The organism is Exiguobacterium sp. EF_C8 (assembly GCF_054956715.1).
Genome location: NZ_CM143264.1, coordinates 1,814,234 through 1,837,994, shown reverse-complemented (window position 1 = coordinate 1,837,994; position 23,761 = coordinate 1,814,234). Strand labels below are relative to the sequence as shown.

18 protein-coding genes and 1 tRNA gene are annotated in these 23,761 nt (G+C 47.0%); all 19 read left to right on the top strand.

Translation table 11 applies throughout. From position 1 onward, the window contains the following. Positions 1-219: 219 nt before the first annotated feature. The 19 genes from gltB (at position 220) to ACY2IG_RS09785 (ending at position 23,753) form a co-directional block, all read left to right on the top strand. A complete protein-coding gene (gltB, locus tag ACY2IG_RS09875) occupies positions 220-4,692 on the top strand; it encodes a glutamate synthase large subunit (RefSeq protein ID WP_462617838.1) in 4,473 nt (1,490 codons plus the stop codon). Further along, entirely contained in the window at positions 4,689-6,155 is a 1,467-nt protein-coding gene (locus ACY2IG_RS09870) for a glutamate synthase subunit beta (protein WP_462617837.1), read from the top strand. The genes gltB and ACY2IG_RS09870 overlap by 4 nt, the downstream gene beginning before the upstream one ends. Positions 6,156-6,313: 158 nt before the next feature. Continuing rightward, complete coding sequence (locus ACY2IG_RS09865) at positions 6,314-6,607, top strand: PTS sugar transporter subunit IIB (protein ID WP_462617836.1); 294 nt, start codon at positions 6,314-6,316, stop codon at positions 6,605-6,607. Further along, positions 6,600-8,612 (top strand): BglG family transcription antiterminator, encoded by a 2,013-nt coding sequence (locus ACY2IG_RS09860; RefSeq protein WP_290786595.1) that lies wholly within the window; start codon positions 6,600-6,602, stop codon positions 8,610-8,612. The genes ACY2IG_RS09865 and ACY2IG_RS09860 overlap by 8 nt, the downstream gene beginning before the upstream one ends. 194 nt (positions 8,613-8,806) lie before the next feature. Next, complete coding sequence (locus ACY2IG_RS09855) at positions 8,807-10,237, top strand: PTS mannitol transporter subunit IICB (RefSeq protein ID WP_035407382.1); 1,431 nt, start codon at positions 8,807-8,809, stop codon at positions 10,235-10,237. 34 nt (positions 10,238-10,271) lie between these two features. Then, positions 10,272-10,709 carry a PTS sugar transporter subunit IIA gene (locus ACY2IG_RS09850; protein ID WP_200934376.1) on the top strand — a complete coding sequence of 146 codons (438 nt, stop codon included), beginning with the start codon at positions 10,272-10,274 and terminating at the stop codon, positions 10,707-10,709. Positions 10,710-10,711: 2 nt separating this feature from the next. Next, positions 10,712-11,854, top strand: coding sequence for a mannitol-1-phosphate 5-dehydrogenase (locus tag ACY2IG_RS09845; protein ID WP_462617835.1), 1,143 nt, complete (start codon positions 10,712-10,714; stop codon positions 11,852-11,854). A gap of 246 nt (positions 11,855-12,100) precedes the next feature. After that, on the top strand, positions 12,101-12,898 hold the full coding sequence (locus tag ACY2IG_RS09840; protein WP_035407387.1) for a hypothetical protein: 798 nt from the start codon (positions 12,101-12,103) through the stop codon (positions 12,896-12,898). A 68-nt stretch (positions 12,899-12,966) separates the two neighbouring features. Next, a complete protein-coding gene (locus ACY2IG_RS09835; protein ID WP_462617834.1) occupies positions 12,967-13,491 on the top strand; it encodes a TraR/DksA C4-type zinc finger protein in 525 nt (174 codons plus the stop codon). 196 nt (positions 13,492-13,687) lie between these two features. After that, complete coding sequence (gene adh / locus ACY2IG_RS09830) at positions 13,688-15,208, top strand: aldehyde dehydrogenase (protein WP_056062075.1); 1,521 nt, start codon at positions 13,688-13,690, stop codon at positions 15,206-15,208. Positions 15,209-15,230: 22 nt separating this feature from the next. Beyond that, positions 15,231-15,593, top strand: coding sequence for a DUF779 domain-containing protein (locus ACY2IG_RS09825; RefSeq protein ID WP_023468555.1), 363 nt, complete (start codon positions 15,231-15,233; stop codon positions 15,591-15,593). Positions 15,594-15,780: 187 nt separating this feature from the next. Then, positions 15,781-16,791 carry a S66 family peptidase gene (locus ACY2IG_RS09820; protein WP_462617833.1) on the top strand — a complete coding sequence of 337 codons (1,011 nt, stop codon included), beginning with the start codon at positions 15,781-15,783 and terminating at the stop codon, positions 16,789-16,791. Positions 16,792-16,806: 15 nt separating this feature from the next. Next, a complete protein-coding gene (locus ACY2IG_RS09815) occupies positions 16,807-17,148 on the top strand; it encodes a hypothetical protein (protein WP_023468553.1) in 342 nt (113 codons plus the stop codon). Between the two features lie 21 nt (positions 17,149-17,169). Then, the gene (locus tag ACY2IG_RS09810) at positions 17,170-18,102 is read left to right on the top strand and encodes an alpha/beta hydrolase (RefSeq protein WP_029341930.1); all 933 of its coding nucleotides are present in this window, start codon (positions 17,170-17,172) and stop codon (positions 18,100-18,102) included. A gap of 42 nt (positions 18,103-18,144) precedes the next feature. Next, positions 18,145-18,228 (top strand) — tRNA-Leu (locus ACY2IG_RS09805). A 202-nt stretch (positions 18,229-18,430) separates the two neighbouring features. Further along, a complete protein-coding gene (locus ACY2IG_RS09800; RefSeq protein ID WP_035407400.1) occupies positions 18,431-19,198 on the top strand; it encodes a transporter substrate-binding domain-containing protein in 768 nt (255 codons plus the stop codon). Between the two features lie 31 nt (positions 19,199-19,229). Beyond that, the gene (locus tag ACY2IG_RS09795) at positions 19,230-19,874 is read left to right on the top strand and encodes an amino acid ABC transporter permease (protein ID WP_035407403.1); all 645 of its coding nucleotides are present in this window, start codon (positions 19,230-19,232) and stop codon (positions 19,872-19,874) included. Further along, a complete protein-coding gene (locus tag ACY2IG_RS09790) occupies positions 19,871-20,599 on the top strand; it encodes an amino acid ABC transporter ATP-binding protein (protein ID WP_035407405.1) in 729 nt (242 codons plus the stop codon). Before ACY2IG_RS09795 ends, ACY2IG_RS09790 begins: the two co-directional genes overlap by 4 nt. Before the next feature lie 313 nt (positions 20,600-20,912). After that, the gene (locus ACY2IG_RS09785; RefSeq protein WP_462617832.1) at positions 20,913-23,753 is read left to right on the top strand and encodes a 2-oxoglutarate dehydrogenase E1 component; all 2,841 of its coding nucleotides are present in this window, start codon (positions 20,913-20,915) and stop codon (positions 23,751-23,753) included. Positions 23,754-23,761 lie beyond the last annotated feature (8 nt).

Below are 23,761 nucleotides of genomic sequence, written 5' to 3'. Positions count from 1 at the left end.
GGCAAAGCAATACGCGCATAAAGTGTTGGATTTAATTAAAAAAAATATTGAATGAATATCCAAGTATATGTAAGCGTTATCAATGTTGATATATGGTAATTCTACCTCCTGAGGGTGGACGAGATGGTGATTATGCATAGTAGCGAATAAACATAAAAGGGTGTAAAGTGTAACTTAACTGAATATACAGAAAATTAAGAAGGCAAGGAGAGTGCTACTATGACATTTCATAAATACCCTGAACAGCAGGGCTTATACGACCCTCGTATGGAACATGATGCGTGTGGGATCGGGGTTTACGCACATCAAACAGGACGAGCGAGTCATGAAATCGTTGAACATGCATTGGCCATGCTTTGTCAAATGGAACACCGTGGTGGACAAGGGAGTGATGCGAAGACTGGAGACGGGGCGGGTATTTTAACGCAATTACCAGATCGGTTGTTTCGTGAAACGGTTCGGCACATTTCCTTCCCTAAAAAAGGGGATTATGGCGTTTTCATGATGTTCTTGCCACGTGAGGAACGGGAACGGATGCGACTCGAACGAACGTTAGAGTCAATCATTTTGACAGAAGGACAAGACGTATTAGGGTGGCGGACCGTACCTGTTCGGTCCGAAGTGCTTGGATCAGGTGCACGTCGTACGGAGCCAGTCATTCGTCAATGCTTCATTGGTGCACAGGCGATGGAAGGATTGACATTTGAACGAACACTTTTTTTGATTCGACGAGCGTTTGAACGTGAATCGGAGCAACTCGGTCTCGAGCAATACGTCTTGAGTAGCTCGAGTGAAACAATCGTGTATAAAGGACTCGTGACGACGGATCAACTACGTGCGTACTTTGATGATTTACGAGACGAACGCTATCAGTCAGGCTTTGGTATTGTACATTCACGTTTTAGTACGAACACGTTCCCAAGTTGGAAACGTGCCCATCCAAACCGTTATTTGATTCACAATGGCGAAATCAATACGTTGCAAGGAAACATTCGGGCAATGCGCGGTCGAGAACGTCGACTTGCTGAGACGACGTACGGTAATCGGGCAGAGGAAGTGTTGCCGATATTGGATGAGACAGGTAGCGACTCATCAATGCTTGATAATGCGTTTGAGTTTCTTCATCTGTCAGGTCTTTCTCTCGCTGAGACAGCACTGATGCTCGTGCCGGAACCATTCGAACATGCCGAAATCAGACCGGCGAAGCGCGCGTACTATGAGTATCACAGTAGCATGATGGAACCGTGGGATGGTCCGTCTGCCATCGTCTTCACGAACGGAAAACAGATTGGTGCGACGCTTGACCGAAACGGTTTACGCCCGGCGCGATATGTATTGTTACGCGATGGTCACTTCATGTTGTCGTCAGAAGCAGGAGTACTCCCTCTTCGTGAACAAGACATTTTGTACAAAAAACGATTAGCACCGGGTGAACTCCTTTTACTCGATTTTGCGTCCGGTCAGTTAATCGCAGATGAAGAGATCAAGCGGGAGCTAGCGACACGTCACCCTTACGCGGAGTGGCTCGCTCAAGAAGTCGTTTCCCTCTCAAGTAACGACTTCAAGGAAACACTCATTGAACTTGGAACGAAACAGCGGCATTTTGGATACACGCGTGAAGATATCGATCAATACTTGATTCCACTCGTCGAAGAACAAAAGGATCCGTTAGGCGCGATGGGAACGGACATACCGCTAGCGGTCTTAAGTGAACGTCCTCAATCCTTGTTCCGTTATTTCAAACAGCTATTCGCACAAGTCACGAATCCACCGATCGATGCGTTACGCGAAGAGATCGTCACCTCGACGCTAACATGGCTTGGTCGACAAGGGGAGCTGCTGACGCCGAACCGTGCGAACTGTCGTCGTGTTCGCTTAGAGACGCCGATCCTGCGACCAGACGAAGCCCATGTGCTTAAACAATGTGGACTTAAGCAGAAAACGATCTCAACGACGTTCACCGACTCGCTTGAAGAAGCGCTTGACATGATCGTTGATGAGGCTGTGACCGCTGCACAAAACGGGTATGAATTATTGACGTTATCGGATCGTCTCGTTCGCCCTGGAACATTACCGATGCCAATCCTCTTAGTAACGAGTGCGATTCATCATGCGCTGATCCGTAAGGGATTACGTACAAATCTCAGCTTGATCGTTGAAGGTGGAGAAATTCGTGAAGTCCATCATGTCGCCACGTTGATCGGGTATGGTGCGGATGCGATTTATCCGTACCTGGCATATGCGACGCTTGAAGAAGCAGTAGGGGATCGTTTTACGGATGTAGCCAAACGTTATCAAAAAGCAGTCACGGAAGGCGTCGTCAAAGTCATGTCGAAGATGGGCATTTCGACGATCTTCAGTTATCGGGGTGCTCAAATCTTTGAAGCAGTCGGAATCGATCGCTCTGTCATCGAACAGCATTTCACTGGCACGGTCTCTCAATTGAGTGGGATGACGCTTGAGCTGATGGAAGAAGAAGTCCGACGAGCACAACAGGTTGCAGATGAACGGATTCATTTAGAGTCCGGCAGTGTCTTCCGGTACCGTCAAGCAGGAGAACATCATGCGTTTAATCCAGCGACGATTCATTTGCTGCAACACGCATGCCGCACAAATGATTACCGGCTCTATCAAAAGTACGCACAACGCATTCAGGAGGAACCAGCAACGGTGCTACGACATCTGTTGACATTCAAGGAGACGACGTCAATCCCGATCGAAGAAGTCGAGCCCATTAGCGAAATCGTCAAATACTTTAAAACAGGTGCAATGTCATACGGCTCGTTATCAAAAGAAGCGCATGAGACACTCGCGATTGCGATGAACCGCTTAGGTGGTAAAAGTAACAGTGGTGAAGGTGGGGAGGAAGAAGAACGATACGAACACGATGAAAATGGCGATTTCCGGATGAGCCGAATCAAACAAATCGCCTCTGGTCGTTTTGGAGTGACGAGTCATTATCTGGTACATGCCGATGAATTACAAATCAAGGTGGCACAAGGTGCGAAGCCCGGTGAAGGTGGTCAATTGCCTGGTGAAAAAGTCTATCCATGGATCGCGCGTGTACGTGCATCAACACCTGGTGTTGGATTGATCTCACCACCTCCACACCATGATATCTATTCAATTGAAGATTTAGCCCAGTTGATTCATGACTTAAAACGTGCGAACGATCAAGCCCGGATTAGCGTCAAACTCGTCGCCAAAGGAGGCGTTGGAACGATTGCTGCTGGCGTTGCGAAGGGGTTAGCAGATGTTATCGTCATCAGTGGTCATGACGGCGGAACGGGCGCCTCACCTAAGACGAGTATTCAACATGCCGGACTGCCATGGGAACTTGGTCTTGCTGAAACACATCAAACGTTGACATTAAACGGGTTACGCGAGCGTGTCGTTCTCGAGACGGACGGAAAGCTATTGACCGGTCGTGATGTCATCCTCGCAGCAATGCTCGGAGCGAATGAATATGGGTTTGCGACAGCACCACTTATCGCTGTCGGCTGTATCATGATGCGTGCTTGTCATCTCGATACGTGTCCTGTTGGTGTCGCGACACAGGATCCAGAGCTCCGCAAGAAATTTACCGGATCTGCCGATGACGTCGTCCATTTCATGACATTTATCGCTGAGGAAGTACGAGAACATTTAGCAAAGCTCGGTGTGAGACGGTTGCAAGATCTCGTAGGGCGTATGGATTTACTCGAACCATCGGAACGACAACGAACGCATTGGAAGGCGAAAAGTCTTGATTTCTCTCGTCTCCTCGTTCATGTGTCACACGGTCCGGCTGAACAACAACAGCATCACGTTGAGCGTTCCTTTGACGCCCGTGAAGTCGCACCGTATTTAGAGTCGGCAGATTTCAGTCAGCCACAGACACTACGTTTAACGATTCAAAATACAGACCGTGCGATTGGCACGCAGACCGGTGCAATGCTGACCAGACGATTTGGGGCACTTGGTCTTCCGACGGATCGATTGAAACTTGAACTGCAGGGATCTGCCGGGCAAAGTTTAGGTGCGTATCTCCCACGTGGGATGACGCTTGATGTCACGGGAGAAGCGAATGATTATGTAGGGAAAGGGTTGTCCGGCGGTATCATTGCCGTTCATCCTCCACGTTCGATTTCGTTCGTCTCGTCCGATCAGTCGATCATCGGTAACGTCGCACTTTACGGGGCGACGAGTGGAGAACTCTATGTGAACGGTCAGGCAGGTGAGCGATTTGCGGTTCGAAACAGTGGAGCCGTTGCCGTCGTCGAAGGAATCGGCAACCATGGACTCGAGTATATGACCGGTGGATCTGTCGTTGTCCTTGGCGATATCGGAAAAAACTTTGCAGCCGGTATGTCAGGCGGTGTCGCTTATGTCTTACCGCGTAATCCCGAACAATTTTTACAACGTGTCAACCGCGAACTCGTCTCGACTGGACCCGTCACGCATGCCGAAGAGATCACGCGACTGAAGACGTTCATCGAGCGGCACGTCGAACGGACCGGAAGTGAGCAGGGCGATGCGATTCTAGCGAACTGGGATCATGTCATCCATTCGTTCATCCGCGTCATTCCATCGACGTACGAGAAAGTGACGACATTGATGGCTGATTTCGCAAAACAAGGACATAACACTGAAGAAGCGATGTTACTCGCATTCGAGACACATCTTGGTCGAAGAACAGGAGGAGTACGATGAAACGACGCGATCAATTCATGACAGTTGCTCGTTCAAGCGGAGCGGAACGACACCCAAGCGAACGGGTGGGGGATTTTAGTGAATACAAGACGGCTTTGACGGAAGCGGAAGCGAGTCAACAAGCAAGTCGATGTATGGATTGTGGCACCCCGTTTTGCCATGTAGGGGAAGTATTTGATCAAGTGAAGATCGGTTGTCCAGTCTATAACTTAATTCCAGAATGGAATTTACTTGTAGAAGAAGGACGTTTTCAAGAGGCCCTCGATCGACTGCTTGAGACGAACAATTTTCCTGAATTCACGGGTCGCGTCTGCCCAGCGCCGTGCGAAGGATCGTGTACGTTATCAATTCATGAACCTGCAGTTGCAATCAAGGATATTGAACGATCGATCATTGATATCGGGTTTGAAAAAGGATGGGTCGTGCCTCGAATTCCAATGATACGTTCGTCGCATTCTATTGCCATCGTCGGATCTGGTCCTGCCGGTCTTGCAGCTGCTGATCAGCTGAATCAAGCAGGGCACCAGGTCACCGTCTTTGAACGAGAGGACCGCGTCGGCGGGCTTTTGACATACGGTATACCAGCGATGAAACTCGATAAAGAGGTCGTACAGCGTCGTGTTGATTTGCTTGAAGCAGAAGGAATCCACTTTCGGACGAATGTTACGATCGGCGCAGATATCACGCTCGAGACACTTGAAGCAGAGTATGATGCTGTAATCTTGTGTGTCGGTGCGACGGAACCACGAAAATTGACAGAAGCACCAACGCAAGGAGTCGGTTATGCGATGGATTATCTGACTGGAGTGACACGCCACGTGCTCTCGAAAGAACCGTTGTCTCCTGATCACGATGCGAGAGATAAGGATATTCTTGTCATTGGTGGCGGCGATACAGGGGCAGACTGTGTAGCGACGGCGCTCCGTCAACGCTGCCGCTCCGTCGTCCAATTCGGCAAGCATGAACAACCAGGTACGACACGTGCAACAGGAAACATGTGGCCGGATACACCTTTGCTTTATTCGATCGATTATGGATATGCGGAAGCATTCCAACAATTCGGTCGAGATCCCCGTGAATACTTGATCGCCATCAAGCGATTCACGACAAGTGAATCGGGTCAAGTCACCGGTGTCTGGACGATTCAGACGACAAAAACAAAAAATGAATCGGGTGCGGTGATCTTTGAGGAAATCGAAGGGAGCGATCGTTACTTCCCGGTCGATCAAGTCTGGATCGCTATCGGATTCAGCGGTGTGGAAGAGTGTATACTCGAGCATTTAGCGGTTGCATCGGAACGCGGAAAAATCAAGACGACTCGTTATGAGACGAATCGTTCAGGTGTATTTGCCGCAGGTGACGCACGACGCGGTCAATCGCTCATTGTCTGGGCAATTCGAGAAGGTCGTGAAGTGGCGGAAGCCGTCGGTCAATATTTAAGAACAATGCAACAAACTGGTTAAATCACGCAGTCTGGATTTTCTGGCATCTTCAGAAATCCAGGCTTTTTTGTGTTTGGCAAGGAAATCTGTCAGTTCAAAAATAACTATTGATTTTGTTTCAAGGTAAAACCCCGAAACTATTTCTGATATTCTTATAAAATGAAGGGGAGGAATGACGGATGAATCCAGAAATCATCTATTTCGTATGCGAGAGTGGAATGGCAAGTAGTGTCATAGGGGCTACGATTTTTAGAAAACGCTTACTTGAGTGTGGGATTACGACAGACGTCAAGACATGTCGAATCGTAGATCTTCCTGATCACGCATCTTTTATCGTCGGAGAAGCACAACTTATCCATCGACACGTCTGGAAAGCGTATCGCTCTGTTCATCCAGTCGATCGGATTCTGGATCCGACTGCATATGACGTCATCCTCGAATCTTGGCGGAAAAGAGTGAGGCTACATGACTGAATTCACACCACGGGAACACGATATCTTATTTTTCCTCTTATCACGTGAGGAACCTGTTCAAATACAAGAAATCGCGGAAACGCTCGAGACATCGGAACGAACGATTCAGCGTGAACGGGATCGTCTTGCCCAGTCTTTAGAAGACCATGAGTTACGTTTGACATATGTCCGCGGCAGAGGTCTGTTGATTGAGGGAACGGATGAAGCCAAACACGTACTACGGGACCAATTATTGTTGTCACACAAACAATTACCGACTGCTGAGGATCGCCAAGTCGAGTTAGCGTATCGGCTACTGCAAGAAGACGGGATGGTCAAATTACAGGCGATCGCCCATGCGATGTACGTGGCACCGAGTACGATCAGCCAGGATTTAGAGCGGATTGATGAGTGGTTTATGCAATATGACCTTGAAATCAAGCGCAAAAAAGGCATTGGTGCCGAAGTCATCGGCGAAGAGATCAACAAACGACGCTTATTGATCTCATTGATCTTTACACAATGGGATGTTCTTGCTTTCTATCGGTTGTTGCAAGGAGATGTCGATCAGTTACCCCATCTGTTACAAATGAACCGAACATCATGGCTTGAGATGATCAATCAAGCGTATGCAGTCATTGCACCGTTGACGAAAGAAGGACGTCTCAATGACCGACAAATCATGCGTGCCACACTCAGCTTAGCTTTACAAGCGTTGCGCAAAGATCAGTTTCCGATGCGTTACGAGTTAAAAGCGTACCCAGTCGAAATTCTCAAATGGGTGGAACGCGTCGAAGAGCGATTACCTGACACATTGTCGATTGCCGAACGTCAATGGTTATCAGAAGAGTTGCGCGCGTTTTTTCAATCGGACGCAGGAGATACGGAAGAACTCGTCACACGCCTCCGTGTGAAACGATTGATTGAACACGTCTCTTTATTATATGGAACGAACTTTACGAAAGATTATGCTTTGGAGCGGGGGCTCGTTTCGCATATTCAATCCTATACGCGTCAAAATAGCGTCAATCCGTCCTATGTCATCAAACAAATTGAACGGGAGTATCCACGTCTGTTCGATGCGGTCAAACAAGCAGCGCTGTCGATCTTCACAGATGCGACATTTGAAGACGTGGATTTAGCATTTTGGGTCATGCATTTCGGGGCTGTTCTCAGCAAACCGACACCTAAACTACCATATCGCGTTTTAGTCGTCTGCTCTGCTGGACTCGGCTCTTCAAAGTTATTGATGAATCGGTTACGGCAAGAATTTACTGAACTTGAACATATCGATAACTCGTCGCTGTTTGGCATTGAACGGTTACCGATTGAATCGTATGACTTCGTTTTATCGACCGTGCCGTTGCCTGACATCCGCCCACCACATCTTCTTGTCAACCCGTTGCTCCCTCAGGATGAGGTCGAACGGATCCGAAAATTGATTCTTGCCTTACCAAAATCCTTCCAACCAGAACCACGGCAGACGAAAACAGAATGGCTCGATCTCGAGCAATTGCATCGGCTCGTTGCATCGTCGATTCAAGTGTCGAACGGATTTCAAATGGAACGGTTGGAGCGTGTGGACGATGGGATTGAATCGTTATTATTTGAGATCAGCACAAGAATGGTCGATCAAGGATTAGCAAAATCAGCTGTTTCACTCTCGGCGCAATTGTTGCGTCGTCATGAGATGTCGGGTCTTGGTATTCCAGGAACACGGCTTGCTTTATTCCACGGACGTGATGCGACAATTCAAAGAGGAGGATTTCTCATTTTTGAATTGCCTGAACCAATCGACTTACTCGGGATGGATCAACAGTTGCAATCCGTCGAAAGGCTTCTTGTCCTTGTCGCACCGGAAGAGACCTCGAACGAACTGCTTGAATTACTCAGTTCGATTAGTGCCGCAATCATTGAAAGTCCCGAACAAATGGATCAATTTGAGTTCGGAGAGGAACATGCAATTCGTCTGCTTTTAAATCGAACGTTTCGAACGGTAATTGATCAATTCCTAGGCAATACTTGAAAAACCCCTGTCACTTGATCCTTGAAGTGGCAGGGATTTTTTCTTGGATCAGGCAGGCTTCTTTCCAGTCTGTCCAACTTCTTGGACAAAGACTGAACTAGGAAAGATTGAGTAAGCGCTTGCAATGATCTTACAATAAGGGCATAGCAAAGCAATCATCTTATCAACTCATACACGAAATGGAGGCTAACGCAATGGCGACAGCTCAAAATGGAGCACGGGGTATCCGTGTACAAGTTCAACGGTTCGGTAGCTTTTTAAGCGGTATGGTCATGCCGAACATCGGTGCATTCATCGCTTGGGGGATCATCACGGCACTCTTCATCCCGACTGGATGGGCACCGAATAAGGAACTCGGTGAACTTGTCGGTCCGACAATCACCTATCTCTTACCGTTGCTGATTGGATACACGGGCGGGAAATTAATGCATGACGTCAGGGGAGGCGTTGTCGGGACGCTTGCGACGATGGGGGTTATCGTCGGAACAGAGATTCCGATGTTCCTCGGTGCCATGATCATGGGACCACTTGGTGGATACGTCATCAAAAAGTTCGATCAGTTGATTGAAGGAAAAGTCAAACCAGGTCTCGAGATGCTCGTCAATAACTTCTCAGTCGGAATCATCGGTGGTTTGTTGATGCTCGGTGGATTCAAAGTATTCGGACCACTCATGACAGGTCTTGACGACATCATGGCCGCAGCAGTTGGTGCGATCGTCAGCGCACATTTGCTACCATTAGCGAGTTTGTTCATCGAACCGGCAAAAATCTTGTTCTTAAATAATGCGATCAACCACGGTATTTTAAGCCCGCTTGGTCTCGACCAAGTAAACGAGGCGGGTAAATCAGTTCTGTTCTTACTCGAAGCCAACCCAGGTCCAGGTCTTGGATTGTTACTTGCTTACTCGTTCTTCGGTTCTGGTGCAGCGAAGAAGACAGCACCCGGTGCAGCATTTATCCAATTCATCGGTGGAATTCACGAAATCTATTTCCCATACGTCTTGATGAAGCCAGTCTTGTTGCTTGCGATGATTGCAGGTGGCATGAGTGGTATCCTCACTTTCGTCCTGTTTGATGTCGGATTAGTCGCACCCGCTTCACCAGGTAGTATCATCGCGGTCCTCGCAATGGCATCACGCGGTTCTTACGTCGGATTGATTGCAGGTGTACTTGTTTCAGCATCTGTGACATTTGTTGTCTCGACTGTCCTGCTAAAAACTAGCAAGGCAAAAGAAACGTCGCTTGAAGAGGCGAGCGCGAACGTCAGTGCGATGAAAGGAAAACAATCGATTGCCTCGACACTCGTTTCAGCTGATGCCAAACCACTTGCGGAAGTCGAACATATCATCTTCGCTTGTGACGCTGGTATGGGATCGAGTGCGATGGGAGCATCCGTCCTTCGCAATAAGATCAATAAAGCGGGCTTACCCATCAAAGTGACGAATACGTCGATCAGTCAATTGCCGCAAAACGCCGAACTGATCATCACGCATCGTGATTTGACGGAGCGGGCGAAGGAACAGGTACCAACGGCAGAACACCGATCAGTCGATAATTTCTTAAATGCCGGATATTATGATCAACTCGTCCACGAGATCGAAACAGCAAGAAATAAGATTTCTTAAAGATAAAGATAGAGACACTCAAGGAGGAATAAACATGACAACGACAATGAACCTTTCACCGGAACTTGTATTACTTGATCAACAATTCGCAGACGAGACGGCAGCCATTACGGCTGCCGGTCAACTCCTCGTCGATCACGGATATGTCGAAGCGGGGTATATCGATTCAATGCAGGAACGTCATGCCTTATCAACGGTCTATATTGGCAACCATGTCGCGATTCCACACGGAACAGAGTCGGCTAAATCACAAGTCAAGAAAACGGGGCTATCGATTCTACAAGTACCGCAAGGCGTAGCGTTCGGAACGGAACAAGCACGACTCGTCATCGGCATCGCTGGCGTCGGTGATGAACACCTCGAGTTGCTCTCAAATATCGCAGTCATTTGCTCCGATGAGGAGAACGTCGAGCGCATCGTGGCAGCGACATCAAAAGAAGAAATCATCGCCTTATTGACAGCGGAGGTGTAACCATGAAAGCCATCCATTTTGGTGCCGGTAACATCGGACGTGGTTTCATCGGCTTACAACTTGTCAAGACGGGTTACGAAGTCTGTTTCGTAGATGTCAATACGACGGTCGTCGATGCATTAAAAGCACGACATACCTATGAGGTGGGTTATGCCTCTGAAAGAGGAGGGCGTGAACGGGTCGACGGCGTGACGGCACTCAACAGTTTATCTGAACCAGATCAGGTCATTGCAGCGATTCGTGAAGCAGATGTAATCACGACAGCTGTCGGACCGAGCTTGTTGTCGAAAGTAGCTCCTTTGATCGCGGAAGGGTTACGTCAACGGGATCAACAGACACCTGTCTACGTCATTGCGTGTGAAAACATGATTGGTGGTTCAAAACACTTACAAACAGAGGTGGCGAAATATCAACCGGTAGCGGAGAATTGGTATTTCCCGAATGCAGCAGTTGATCGGATCGTTCCACTTCAGCATCACGAAGATCCGTTGTACGTCGAAGTGGAAGAATTCTTCGAATGGGTGATCGAAACGACTGGACTACCGGAAGCCTATCCACGGATCGACGGCGTCACCTATGTCGAGAATATCGAACCGTTCATCGAGCGGAAGCTGTTCACTGTCAACACGGGACATGCAATTGCTTCATACCTCGGAGCACTATTTCATAAAGAGACGATCGCTGAAAGTTTAACGGATCCACGCATCCGTCGGGGTGTCCAGACGGCACTTTACGAAACAGGGTGGTTGTTACTTGAAAAGTACGGCTTTAATCCGGTCGATCATAGTGCGTACATCCAAAAGAATATGAAACGCTTTGAAAACCCGCGAATTCATGATGAAATCATTCGTGTCGCCCGTTCACCGATTCGTAAATTGAGTCCAAGTGACCGACTTGTCAAACCAGCGAAGGAATTGATGGAGCGTGGGATCGAAGCAGATGGATTAGCACGTGGGATCGCAGCAGCCCTAACCTATTTCGATCCAAATGATTCAGAATCTTCAGAATTAAATGCATATATTACGAAACATGGAATCGAAGATGCGCTGAACGCATATCTACAACTGTCAGCAACGGATCCACTTGGATCTCGGATCGTTGAGCATTATGAAGCGATGCAACAACAAGTCAATTCGATTGCTTAAGAATGAATAACTCTGTAAGCCGAACACCTTTCATATCTGTGGAGGGTGTTTTTAGTTTGCGATTTAAATATGTCTTGGTATCAACGAAAAAAGCAGTTTCTAAAAATCTTACTATCACAATTTGATTACAATTTGTATATTAAATTTGGAATATTCGAAAACGAATATTTAGCGATTAAAATACATTGTACGCTATATGAACGGAACATCTCTATTCCGATTTTTCAGGTAAGAGAAGGTGATTATATGTTAAATTATAAAGTGAATGTATATAGATTAAACGGAGCACGACCAAAAGCAACAAAAGGAACCGGACCGAAGCATTTGATTTATTCGAGTCAGTTTTCTTCACGTACACCAGTCCATTTATTGCATCAACTTATCTTGAATCGATTGTTGGTTGAGCAAGAAAAAAACCTAGATTTAACGTATACGATCGAAGTAAATGCGGTACTTGATCAATTCGTGATCGACGTCCGTGTCTTTTCAACAGATACGGTCAGCATCCAAGTCGAGCGTGACTTGATTGAAATCATTGAACGTGAAGAAGTTCGTCATATCCCAGCGCTTGAAATCGGAAAACCGGATTTCGCGGAATTCGCTCACATCGTCTTAAAGGTTAAGGAAGGTGGACCACGCCTTTCACAAGAGGATACGCAACGAATTTTCAATGAGTCTGGTGTTCGAGGACGAATTATCCTGCATAAGGAGCGAATCGATAGTCATGAACCCTCCCATTCGATTCAGTTGTTGATTGGTGGAGCCGAGAAGTGTTTGTACAGTCTCTCGCAATATCAGCTTGATCCACTCTTCCGTAAACATGGTTTGACGATTCAATCCTTGAATCTGTTACCGTTTGATTTATTCATGATTCGCGACAAAATCGCGATGCTGTCTTCAGCAGATGCTTCGCAACTGTGGATTGATGACATCACGACATCGAAGAATGGACGATCACATCAGATTTGTTTTAACGATGGGAATGAATGCATGACGGTTATCTGTGATCTTCATGGATCAATTCGGTCTTATAAGTGTTCGTGATGGTTTAACTCTTCTTCGAATAGGCTACATTCTTAACAGAGGTTCTAACGAAGGGGAGTCGAACAATCATGTTATCTAAACAACAGACGGAAGAATTTAAGCAACGGTTATTGAAGGAAAAAGAAAAGACGACATCAAACATCGAACAACGCGATACCGATTACGATGAAGGTGAATTGTCGAGTTACGATAATCATCCTGCCGATTCCGGCGATGAATTGTTCTTGCGGGAACGTGATCAAGCAATCACGGATATGCAAGAGGATATGCTATCAGATGTGGATCGCGCCTTAAAAGCAATCGAGGACGAAACGTATGGCATTTGCGAAGTCTGTGGAAAAGAGATTGAAATCGAACGTCTTGATATCATTCCAGAAACCCTATTATGCATTGAGCATGCAAAAGAAGAAGCAGAACAAAACGAGAACGATCCGAATTCGCGACCAAGCGAAGAAGATGTACTAGATCCATCTGTCACAGCTCGCGGGAAAGACATCGACGGTGATACGGACGGATTCTCGAAAGTGAGTGACTTTGGTAGTTCTGATACACCGTCTGATCAAGAAGATGGAATCGATCCGACACGGTCTTGACCAGCAAAACATCTCCCGAAAATGGAGATGTTTTTTTTCGAAAAATATCACGGGTATTTACCAGAATTTTTTGACTTTTCATATAATTTTGGTACGATGGTATTGAGAGGACTGTTTTTAGCCTATATTAAAATGTAAGCGCATACAAGCATCCGTCTCACTGCTTGACCATTTTAGTTGAGGGAGGATATAACGCATGATTTATGACATTCCGAACAAGCAAGGGTCAAAAGTACAGTACAAGGAACGGTATGAAAACTACATTAATGGAAAATGGACGGCACCAGTCGGGGGAGAATATTTTGATAATGTGACACCTGTTACTGGTAAGGTGTTGTGCCAAGTCGCTCGTTCTACAAAGGAAGATATCGAACTCGCTCTTGACGCAGCACATGCGGCAAAAGAAGCATGGGGAAAAACATCTGTAACCGAACGTTCGAATATTTTAAATAAGATCGCCAATCGAATGGAAGAAAATCTCGAGATGCTCGCTTATGCGGAAACACTTGAGAACGGAAAAGCCGTTCGTGAGACACTTAACGCCGATTTACCGCTCGCGATCGACCACTTCCGTTATTTCGCTGGGGTCATTCGTGCACAAGAAGGTTCGGTCGGCGAACTCGATCAAGATACGGTTGCGTATCACTTCCATGAGCCACTTGGCGTCGTCGGTCAAATCATTCCGTGGAACTTCCCGCTCCTGATGGCTGTCTGGAAATTAGCACCAGCTCTCGCAGCAGGAAACTGTGTTGTCTTAAAACCAGCAGAACAAACACCAGCGAGCATCATGGTACTCGTTGAGATCATCGAAGATTTACTTCCACCAGGTGTGCTCAACATCGTCAATGGATTCGGTCTTGAGGCAGGGAAACCGCTCGCGTCGAGCAAACGAATCGCCAAAATCGCCTTTACGGGTGAGACGACGACAGGACGTTTGATCATGCAGTATGCTTCGCAGAACTTGATCCCGGTCACACTCGAACTCGGTGGGAAATCACCGAACATTTTCTTTGAAGATATCATGCAGGCAGACGATGCATTCTTTGATAAAGCAATCGAAGGATTATTGATGTTTGCGTTGAACCAAGGGGAAGTCTGTACGTGTCCGTCGCGTGCCTTGATTCAAGAATCGATTTACGAACCGTTCATGGAACGTGTTTTAGAGCGCGTCAAAGCCATCAAAATCGGAAATCCTCTTGATGCCGACGTCATGATGGGTGCTCAAGCTTCGAACGAACAGATGGAGAAAATCCTTTCGTATCTTGAAATCGGTAAGTCGGAAGGCGCAGAGTGTCTAATCGGTGGAGAGCGCAACATGCTCGAAGGAGATCTCGCAGAAGGATATTACATTCAACCAACGATCTTTAAAGGACACAATAAGATGCGCATCTTCCAGGAAGAAATTTTCGGACCGGTTCTATCGGTCACGACATTCAAGACGGAAGAAGAAGCACTCGAAATTGCGAATGATACGTTATATGGTCTTGGTGCCGGCGTCTGGACACGTGACATGAACCGTGCTTATCGGTTTGGTCGTGCGATCGAAGCAGGGCGCGTCTGGACGAACTGTTATCACCAATATCCAGCTCACGCGGCGTTTGGTGGTTACAAAATGTCAGGGATCGGACGCGAGAACCATAAGATGATGCTCAACCATTACCAACGGACGAAAAACCTACTCGTTAGCTATAACCCGAATAAACTCGGTTTCTTCTAAGTCGGAAAGGACGTGGATGCAAATGGTGGAACGTGTTCAGGCGACAGCAGCTTGTCTTGAGTTGATCGACCAGTTGAGAGAAAAACACGGTCCGTTGATGTTTCATCAATCTGGTGGTTGTTGCGATGGCAGTTCCCCGATGTGTTTTGCGCAGGGCGATTTATTCCTGGGAGATCAGGATAAAAAACTAGGAGAGATCGGTGGTTGCCCGTTTTATATTCATGAAGATCAATATGAGTACTGGAAACATACCCAACTCATCATTGATGTCGTGGATGGTCGAGGCGGAATGTTCTCTCTTGAGGGTGTCGAAGGGAAACGTTTTTTGACACGCTCCCGTGCGTTCACGCAAGAGGAATACGCTGAACTATCAGCATCAAGTTAATGAAGGATATAAACGCGATTTTGTCTAGGCGACTTGTTCATTCAGGTCGCTTGTACAGAATCGTGTTTTTGTTCGTATTACAGCGTTCTAACAGGATAAAAGTTGGTAATGCGGCATAAGAACGGTATAATGAACTCATATTTTGACGAGAAGATTTTTTCACACTATGACATTATAGGGGGTCACCATGAAATATCCATTTTTAGGTTGGACAGGTCACACGATCGGAGTGACGGCGCCCTCCTCCGGATTACGTGAACAGCAACAGGAATGGGTCGAACGAGCACTTGAACAGGTACAAGCACGGCAAATGAACGTCCGTTTAGGTGAAACGATTTGGTCGCATCAACTTGCTGAGAGTGCACCGGTCAAACAACGCGCCGAAGAATTCAATCACATGATGACGGATGAGACGATTGATGCTGTTATCCCGCCATTTGGTGGGGAACGCGCCATTGATCTTTTACCCGAGTTGACACCAACTGCTTACCAAACAAAATGGTTGCTTGGCTATTCCGATATCAGTACGTTATTGCTCAGTTTGACGCTTCAGACGGGAATTGCGACAGCACATGGTCCGAACTTCGTTGAGCTTCGGAGTAAAGAATGGGACGAGACGACAAGTGCCTGGCGACGGGTTCTCGCGACGCCATCTGGAGAAACCGTCACACAGTGGGCTTCCGATCGTTATCAAACCGCGTGGACAGACGAAGAACGTCCAGCAGGTTCGTTATTTCAGCTGACGGAAGCGACAGAATGGAAAGCACTTGATGAGCGAACAGAAGTGACCGGACGGTTACTTGGGGGTTGTCTGGAGACGATTCGCCATCTGATTGGGACACCGTACGGAGATGTGAAGCGCTTCCAACATGAAGAGATCAACGGAGAACCGATTCTCTGGTACTTCGAGGTGTCTGAAGCGAGTTCTGCCGAGGTGCATCGGACGCTTCGACAAATGGCGTATGCTGGGTGGTTCGACCATGCGGCTGGCTTTTTATTTGGCCGTACGTCTGCAAGGATTACAGAAGATCTGACATGGCTAGACGTGTATCACTATCTAGCCGATGAAACGGGCTTACCAGTCTTATATGATCTTGACATCGGTCATCAGCCACCACAGTTAACGTTAATCAATGGAGCGACGGGTACGGTTCGTATTCAAGGAAAAGATTCACGAATCGATCTTACGTTCAACTAAAAAGGAGAGCACGCAATGGCACGTCGTAAGTTTCAAGCATTAGGCGTTTACAAACGCGTCCATATTAACCCGGAAACACGTCGAATGACGTTACCGGAACCGTTTTACGATGCACTTCGTCTAGAAGATGAATTGCTGATTGCACAAGTCGGAGATGTTCTAGTCATGCGTCGTCCGGGGGAAGTTGTCGAGACAGAAACGGATTTATTGAGTGAACTCGTAGAAGATGGATTCACGGGTACAGAGCTTGTCCAAGAGTTTGCCTACCGGCGTCAGCAACAGGAACAACGATTACGTCAACAAGTCTTGCAGGATGAAGAGGATGACCATGCTGCTCAACTGAAGATCGAGCTATAACGGAAAGAAGGAGTGGGGCAGATGCGTCGCAGAACAAAAATTGGAATCGGAGTCATCGGATCCGGATTAGTAGCAGCGAGTTATTATTTTTATGAGATGGCAATCGCCACGAATCCGAAGCCGTTCTTATCGAATAATCGGGATTTGAGTGATGAAATGGTCCGGTTAATGCAACCTGGACAGACATGGATCAAGGAGCAGCCGCTCGAGCGGATCGAGATTGAAGCAAAAGATGGTTTAACGTTACGCGGACATTTCCTCCCGTCTCCTGTTCCGTCAGACCGGATTGTCATTCTCGTGCATGGATACGGAGGCGTCGGAACGGATTTAGCCGGATTCGCCTATCTGTACCATCAGGCCGGTTTCCATGTCATGATGCCCGATAATCGAGGACACGGAATGAGTGACGGTCATTATATCGGATTCGGATGGCATGATCGTGAAGATTGTCTCAGTTGGTCGAACTATCTGATTGAACGGATTGGACAGGATGCGAAACTGTTCTTACATGGTGTGTCGATGGGAGGGGCGACCGTATTGATGACGAGTGGCGAACAACTTCCACCACAAATCAAAGGAATCATTTCTGATTGTGCCTATACGTCCGTCAATGCTGTTCTTGCGTATCAGATGAAGCGGATGTATCGACTACCACACTTCCCGTTTTTAGGGATGACCAGCGTATTGACGAAGCTAAAGGCAGGTTATACGTTCCGTGAAGCATCAGCGCTGAAACAGGTCAAAAAGGCACAGGTTCCGATTCTCTTCATCCATGGTGGTGCGGATACGTTCGTACCGACAGATATGGTGTATGAGCTGTACGAAGCCTGTCCAACGGAAAAGGAACTGGTCGTCATTCCGAATGCCGCACACGCTATGGCATATTTCGAGGATCCGGCATTGTATGATGACGTCGTTGAGAAGTTCGTCCGGAACATCTTGCGAAATGATTGACAACTCAGTTCGTTACCCGCTATATTAATATCATAAATCAACGTCGTCGTGGCGGAACTGGTAGACGCGCTAGACTCAGAATCTAGTGGTGGCAACACCGTGGAGGTTCAAGTCCTCTCGGCGGCATAAATGATTGAAGGAGGCAATCCCATCAAGGGGTTGCCTCCTTTTTTGATAATGAATAGAAAACGGTTGCATCGAATAAAAATTCAGAAATGTTTATCTTTTTAGAACTTTTCTGGTAAAATACGTTTTAAAGAGGGTACTCTTCAGGGAAAGTACTAGGTGGAGTCGACAATCTTTAACACATAGGAGAGGGGAAACAAACATGAAAAAAGGAAGTATTTTGCTAGCGCTCTTGATGAGCTGTATTCTCGTACTTGGTGCATGTAGTATCGGTTCGAAGGATGAAGGGTCTTCAGAAGGAAAGACGTATAAAGTTGGTATCGACGTCACGTATCCACCATTTGAGTACAAAGACGGGGACACGTACAAAGGAATCGACATCGATCTTATGAAAGCAATCGCTAAGGATCAAAACTTCAAGATTAAATTTGAAGCAATGGATTTCAGCGGTATCATTCCAGCACTTCAAGCAAACCAATTGGACGTTGCCATTGCCGGTATGAGTATTACACCAGAACGGAAAAAAGTCGTCACATTCTCAGACCCATATTTCAAAGCTGGTCTTATTTTAGTCGTCAAAAAAGATGAGAATGGTATTAAATCCGTTAACGATCTTAAAGGGAAAAAAGTAGCCGTCAAAAAGGGAACGACGGGTGCAAAATATGCAACGGACAACGCGGATAAACTTGGCTTCACTGTTACACAGTTCAATGACAGTCCAGCGATGTTCCAAGAAGTAAAGAACGGTAACGCAGCTGCCTTGATTGAAGATTATCCGGTCATCTCATATGCAAACAAACAACAAAACCTTGGATTGAAACTTGTCGGTGATCGTCTCAACGGTGATAACTACGGGATCGCTGTCTTAAAAGGTGAGAATAAGGATCTGCTGAAGAAAATCAACAAAGGACTTGCGAATCTGAAAGAAAACGGTGAATACGATAAAATCGTTGACACGTATCTGAAATAAGTCGCAAGGCGATAAGGGAGTGGGATAGCCAATGGAAGTGGTCAAAACCGCATTTCCATTTTTCTTGGAAGGGCTTCAAGTCACATTGTATATTTTCATCATTGCGGTCATCGTCGGCTTTCTGATTGGCTTAGTCGTCGCATTGATGCGGTTGTCACCGTTAAAGATTTTGAACGCAATCGCGATCATCTATATCGATGTCATTCGTGGTACACCGTTCATCGTTCAGCTTTTCTTCATCTACTTTGGACTCAACTCGCTTGAGTGGTTATCGATGGACCGGATGTATGCAGGGATACTGACGGTCGCGATCAATGCTGGTGCTTATTTCGCGGAAATTATTCGAGCAGGTATCCAGTCGATTGATAAGGGACAAACAGAAGCCGCACGTTCACTCGGGATGACAGGACGTCAAACGATGGTTCAAATCATTTTACCGCAAGCATTCCGACGGATGTTACCAACGATTACGAATCAATCGATCATCAGTTTAAAAGATACATCGTTGTTATCGATCATCGGCATCGCTGATTTGACGCAACAAGGTCAAGTTCAGCAATCGACGACGTTTGAGCCATTCATCGTTTGGTCTGTCGTCGGATTGATGTACTTCGTCATCATTTATCTCTTGTCATTAGTGGCGAAGTTCTTGGAACGGAGGTTTACATTACGATGAGTATCATTGAAGTGAAGAATCTAAAGAAATCATTCGGCTCGAACGAAGTCTTAAAAGACATTAACGTCTCGATAGCCGAAAAAGAAGTTGTGTGTGTCATTGGTCCGTCGGGATCTGGGAAAAGTACGTTTTTACGCTGTTTGAATCGACTGGAAGAGATTACGGGTGGAACGGTCATCATCGATGATTTCGACATCACAAATCCGAAGGTCGATATCAACAAAGTTCGGGAAGAGGTTGGAATGGTCTTTCAGCATTTTAATCTCTTCCCGCATAAGACCGTGCTTGAGAACGTCACGCTCGCACCGATTAAAGTACGTAAATCGGATAAGGACCAGGCGAAAAAGCGAGCTTTGGAACTACTCGATAAAGTTGGGTTACGGGAAAAAGCGAATAATTATCCAGGTGAATTATCCGGGGGTCAAAAGCAACGGGTCGCAATTGCCCGAGCGCTCGCGATGAATCCGAAAATCATGTTGTTTGACGAGCCAACGTCAGCGCTTGACCCGGAAATGGTCGGGGACGTGCTTGCCGTCATGAAACAACTTGCTCTCGAAGGGATGACGATGGTCGTCGTGACCCATGAGATGGGATTTGCTCGTGAAGTCGGAGACCGCGTGTTGTTTATGGATGGTGGGTATGTCGTCGAAGAGAATGTGCCACAAGCGCTCTTTGATTCTCCACAGCATGAACGGACGCAATCGTTCCTCAGTAAAGTTTTATGATTAAACCGGCGTATCTAAATGCAGATACGCCGGTTTTTTGCTTATTCATAAATTACTGGCTAAGCGCTCATAAGAAAAACTTATACATTTAAGCGAGAGAATTTGGGAATTCGAAATGCACACGCAGGAAAAGAGTAGTAATATAGTAACGAAGGCACTTTCATGGAAGAATGGCACGTTCGTTCCTTCTCATGACGTTTTAGCGCATCATTCATGCAATTTCTTTTGAAAGCGCTAACAGGTAGAGGGCTGGAAACACATTTAGCCGATGCTAAATGTGAGGGGAGAAATATAGAAACGGGGGGAACCGTACATGGCAGGCCACGAGCAAGATCAACAAGCATTTTATGGACCGAACCTTGGCTACATCATTGAATTGTACGAGCGTTTTTTAGAAGACAAAACATCCGTCGATGAGGAGACACGTACTTATTTCGAAGAGCATGGTGCACCTGTGACGGAACCAGTAGTACCGATGCAAGTCGAGACGGGAGATTTCGAAAAATATCTTGCGGCGAATCGTTTAGCGGAACAAATTCGTGCAAAAGGACATCTTGCGGCGGATATCTATCCGCTGAAGGACCATCCGCGAGAAACAGGATTATTCGAACTAAATCAGTTTGGACTGACAGAGGCAGATCTTCGGAAAATGCCGGTTTCACTCGTCTGTCCTGAGCCGCCAGCGGGTGTTCAAGATTCATTTGAAGGCATCGAGCACTTGAAAGCGCAATACACGGGAGCAGCGGCTGTTGAGTTCCAGCATGTTGATGACTTAGAGGAAAAGAAATGGCTCCGTCAAAAAATCGAACAAGGTGCTTTGACGGCGACGCTTGATGCTGAGCAAAAGAAACAATTGTTCAAACGCTTGGCTGAAACGGACCTTTTCGAAAAATATCTGCACAAAACATATGTCGGTCAAAAACGATTCTCGATCGAAGGGCTCGATGCGATGGTGCCATTGCTCGATACGATCGTCGGACACCTCATTTCGAACGGCTCGGAGACGATCAATATCGGAATGGCGCACCGTGGACGATTAAATGTTTTAGCTCATGTACTCGGTAAACCATATGAAATGATCTTTGCTGAGTTCCAGCATGCACCAAATCATGATCTCGTACCGTCTGAAGGATCAATCGGTATCACATACGGTTGGACGGGCGACGTGAAGTATCACCTCGGACTAAACCGGAAACTCGAGCAAAAGACACGTGACATCCGGATGACGCTCGCGAACAATCCGTCGCACTTAGAGTTCGTCGACCCAGTCGTCGAGGGCTTCACGCGTGCGGCACAAGATGACCGGACCCAAAAAGGCGCACCACGTCAAGAGCAGGCAGCCGCTGCTGCGATCCTGATTCACGGGGATGCAGCGTTCCCAGGTCAAGGAATCGTTGCTGAAACCTTGAATTTAGCAAACCTCAAAGGATATAACACAGGCGGAACGATTCACATCATCGCGAACAATACGATCGGCTTCACGACGGAACCGACAGATTCGCGTTCGACGCGTTACTCGAGTGACCTGGCTAAAGGGTATGAGATTCCAGTCTTCCACGTCAACGCCGATGAACCTGAAAGCTGTCTCGCTGTTGCGCTACTCGCGAGCGAGTACCGTGCAACATTCAAGAAAGACGTCATGATCGATTTAATCGGATATCGTCGTTTTGGACACAACGAAATGGATGAACCGATGAATACAAACCCGGTCTTATACGATTTGATCCATAAGCATGATCCGATTCGTGTCTTGTACGGAAAGACGCTTGTCGCGAACGGGGATGCGACAGCTGAGGAAATTCAATCGATTGAGACGTCAATCAATGATCACATGAAGGCGGCTCGAGAAAAAGTCCCAAATGTAGAGAAAGAGTATGGTGGGGTCATGCCGGACGTCGTCTTTAAAGGCGTTCCGACGATCGAAACAGGAGTAGCGATCGAAACATTAACTGCATACAATGAAGAATTGTTGCAGTGGCCAGATGGCTTCCAAGTGTTCCATAAACTTGAGAAAGTCCTGAAGCGCCGGACAGATGCATTCTCGACGAAGAACGGGATTGACTGGGGACATGCCGAAACATTAGCATTCGCTTCAATTCTCTCGGATGGAACACCAATCCGATTGAGCGGGCAAGATTCTGAACGGGGAACGTTTGCACAACGGAATATCAATCTTCATGATGTGAAAACGGGAGAAGGATTCTCGCCACTTCATGCTTTATCAACGGCAACAGCTTCGTTCTCGGTCTATAACAGTCCACTCTCTGAGGCGGGTGTTCTTGGCTTTGAATACGGCTATAATGTCTTTGCACCAGAAACGCTTGTCTTATGGGAAGCGCAATACGGAGACTTCGCAAACTCAGGTCAAGTCATCTTTGACCAGTTTATTTCTGCGAGCCGAGCCAAATGGGGACAAACGTCAGGTCTCGTTATGTTGCTTCCGCACGGCTATGAAGGACAAGGACCAGAACACTCGAGTGGTCGTTTAGAGCGCTTCTTGACGTTATCCGGTGAGAAGAACTGGACAGTTGCGAACGTATCGAGTGCTGCGCAGTACTTCCATTTGTTGCGTCGACAAGCAGCAATCCTCGGAAAAGAGGAAGTTAGACCGCTCGTGGTCATGACACCAAAGAGTCTCTTGCGTCATCCGCTTGCGACATCTGACGTCTCTGAATTGACGGAGGGTAGTTTCCGTCGTGTCATTGAACAAGCGGGACTTGGAGAAGCACCAGATCATGTCAAACGTCTTGTGTTCTGTTCTGGTAAGATGGCAATTGATTTAGCGGAAGCGGTCTCGAAATCAGAGGAGAATCTCGACTGGTTACAAATCGTCCGGGTTGAGGAACTGTATCCGTTCCCAGCGAAAGCCTTACAAGAAGTCATTGCGCGCTATGAATCCGTCGAAGAGATGGTCTGGGTGCAAGAAGAACCGAAAAACATGGGGGCGTGGTCCTTTATGGAACCACGGCTTGAAACAGTCGCACCGAACGGAATTCAAAATGTTCGTTACATTGGTCGTCGTCGCCGTTCAAGTACAGCAGAAGGTGACCCGGCAGGTCATAAAGTAGAGCAAGCACGTATCATCAATGATGCGCTCACAGCAACGGCTTCTACACCAACAGCACCATCACACGTATCGAATCACACATCATAACGTAAGAT

Excerpts from the sequence above, each read along its gene's own strand:
- ACY2IG_RS09810 (WP_029341930.1), top strand. The coding sequence starts at position 17,170 with ATGCGTCGCAGAACAAAAATTGGAATCGGAGTCATCGGATCCGGATTA.
- ACY2IG_RS09835 (WP_462617834.1), top strand. The coding sequence starts at position 12,967 with ATGTTATCTAAACAACAGACGGAAGAATTTAAGCAACGGTTATTGAAG.
- ACY2IG_RS09860 (WP_290786595.1), top strand. The coding sequence starts at position 6,600 with ATGACTGAATTCACACCACGGGAACACGATATCTTATTTTTCCTCTTA.
- ACY2IG_RS09825 (WP_023468555.1), top strand. The coding sequence starts at position 15,231 with ATGGTGGAACGTGTTCAGGCGACAGCAGCTTGTCTTGAGTTGATCGAC.
- ACY2IG_RS09820 (WP_462617833.1), top strand. The coding sequence starts at position 15,781 with ATGAAATATCCATTTTTAGGTTGGACAGGTCACACGATCGGAGTGACG.
- ACY2IG_RS09800 (WP_035407400.1), top strand. The coding sequence starts at position 18,431 with ATGAAAAAAGGAAGTATTTTGCTAGCGCTCTTGATGAGCTGTATTCTC.
- ACY2IG_RS09855 (WP_035407382.1), top strand. The coding sequence starts at position 8,807 with ATGGCGACAGCTCAAAATGGAGCACGGGGTATCCGTGTACAAGTTCAA.
- ACY2IG_RS09840 (WP_035407387.1), top strand. The coding sequence starts at position 12,101 with ATGTTAAATTATAAAGTGAATGTATATAGATTAAACGGAGCACGACCA.
- ACY2IG_RS09865 (WP_462617836.1), top strand. The coding sequence starts at position 6,314 with ATGAATCCAGAAATCATCTATTTCGTATGCGAGAGTGGAATGGCAAGT.
- gltB (WP_462617838.1), top strand. The coding sequence starts at position 220 with ATGACATTTCATAAATACCCTGAACAGCAGGGCTTATACGACCCTCGT.
- ACY2IG_RS09850 (WP_200934376.1), top strand. The coding sequence starts at position 10,272 with ATGACAACGACAATGAACCTTTCACCGGAACTTGTATTACTTGATCAA.
- ACY2IG_RS09815 (WP_023468553.1), top strand. The coding sequence starts at position 16,807 with ATGGCACGTCGTAAGTTTCAAGCATTAGGCGTTTACAAACGCGTCCAT.
- ACY2IG_RS09870 (WP_462617837.1), top strand. The coding sequence starts at position 4,689 with ATGAAACGACGCGATCAATTCATGACAGTTGCTCGTTCAAGCGGAGCG.
- ACY2IG_RS09795 (WP_035407403.1), top strand. The coding sequence starts at position 19,230 with ATGGAAGTGGTCAAAACCGCATTTCCATTTTTCTTGGAAGGGCTTCAA.
- adh (WP_056062075.1), top strand. The coding sequence starts at position 13,688 with ATGATTTATGACATTCCGAACAAGCAAGGGTCAAAAGTACAGTACAAG.
- ACY2IG_RS09790 (WP_035407405.1), top strand. The coding sequence starts at position 19,871 with ATGAGTATCATTGAAGTGAAGAATCTAAAGAAATCATTCGGCTCGAAC.
- ACY2IG_RS09845 (WP_462617835.1), top strand. The coding sequence starts at position 10,712 with ATGAAAGCCATCCATTTTGGTGCCGGTAACATCGGACGTGGTTTCATC.
- ACY2IG_RS09785 (WP_462617832.1), top strand. The coding sequence starts at position 20,913 with ATGGCAGGCCACGAGCAAGATCAACAAGCATTTTATGGACCGAACCTT.